The following is a 1,534-nucleotide window of genomic DNA, read 5'->3' on the forward strand; positions in this document are numbered from 1 at the left end:
GGCTTCTCGTACTTAAAATAACATCACCCTGCTATCTCACTGGCCTTTCATGGTCTGGCTGCTCGATTACACATCAAGGCCAACTTTGTAGTCGCCGACTGATTAAGTAGTGTATTTTATGGGAAATATTATCCTTAAGCTTAAAACAATAGGGCATCTGAGCTTGTGTTATTGATAGCTCCCAAAATGTATTTTTCTCGAATTTACTTTCAACTTGCCCTCACCTCTGTTAGACTATAGGCTACAGTACTAGGGATAGTGATTTATATGGGCGACAACTCTCTAGAGCAAGAATTCTATTTCCAGTGGCACATCACCGAAAGGTGTAATCTTCGCTGCCAACACTGCTACCACGAATCCTATAAATCCACAGGGGAACTCGAGTTCACACAGCTTAAAGAGGTTCTAGCCAAAATCGAACAGGCACTTACCGTGTGGCAAAAGGTCGGCTCTCTCTCGCTGACTGGCGGCGAGCCGTTCGTTCGTAAAGACGATTTGTTCAATCTAATAGATACAATCGATGAAAGTGACGTCATCGATTACTTCGATATCTTAACCAATGGCACATTAATCTCCCCTGAAGATGCAAAACGCTTACAACAATCACGTAAGTTACGGCGGGTTCAACTCTCCCTTGAATCTCCACACGCAGGCAAGAATGATGCAACCCGTGGCGATGGAAACTTCAATAAAGTCATAAACGCTATTCGATTACTAAAACAAAATGACCTTGAAGTTAGCATCATGACTACTATCACGAAAGAGAATAAGAGTGACATTCCTACTCTGCTCGATCTTCTGACTGCCGAGCACGTTGATACGTTTGCAATTGAACGTTTTATACCTGAAGGATCAGGCTTGACTATAAAGAACTTGGCCTTAAGCAAAGAAGAGGCACACGAGGTTTTCGAGAAGATTCATGAAATCGGCATTAATGAAGATCGCGTCCGGGTTTTGATGTACCGCCCTCTGTTTTGCTTAGTTGATAAAGATGATCCCACAGTAGGCGCCATGTGTTCAGTTGGCACAAACGCCCTTACGATCATGCATGATGGAACGCTATATCCATGTAGAAGGCTGCCAATCGCTATTGGCAACATTCTTCAAGAGGGTATTTTTAAGGCTTGGTATGACAGCGATCTTCTATGGTCAATTAGACAAAGTAGCAACCTAAAGGGCAAGTGTGGATCATGCGAGTTAGTTCCCATTTGCAGGGGGTGCAGAGCCATGGCTTATTATGTTACAGGTGATTACTTAGAGGAGGACCCGCACTGTTGGAAACAACCAAATCAATCTACTGCCTTAGCCCAAATATTGCGTTGCGCAAGGTAGATGATCTAAATAAGTACTGGGCGTTTAATCTAGTTGATGGAAGTCAATATGAGCTCAATACAACATCGTATTGGTTATTAGAGAATTTTGATGGCAAAAACAGCCTGAACGTGATTATTGGTGAGTTTTTAAACGTATTCGAGGTCGAAGAGTTGCAATATAGAGCGGATATTATGGAAATAGTTGGTGAATTTATTAACCA

2 protein-coding genes are annotated in these 1,534 nt (G+C 42.4%); both read left to right on the plus strand.

Translation table 11 applies throughout. The features are described 5' to 3' along the window. Positions 1-267 precede the first annotated feature (267 nt). On the plus strand, positions 268-1,332 hold the full coding sequence (locus COY37_RS07625; protein ID WP_286977070.1) for a radical SAM/SPASM domain-containing protein: 1,065 nt from the start codon (positions 268-270) through the stop codon (positions 1,330-1,332). Further along, a partial coding sequence (locus COY37_RS07630) for a PqqD family protein (protein WP_286977071.1) occupies positions 1,275-1,534 on the plus strand: 260 nt, incomplete at its 3' end. The genes COY37_RS07625 and COY37_RS07630, both read left to right, overlap by 58 nt.

Origin of the sequence: Candidatus Aquicultor secundus (assembly GCF_002791875.1) — a bacterium.
Classification (GTDB): Bacteria; Actinomycetota; Aquicultoria; order Aquicultorales; family Aquicultoraceae; genus Aquicultor_A; species Aquicultor_A secundus.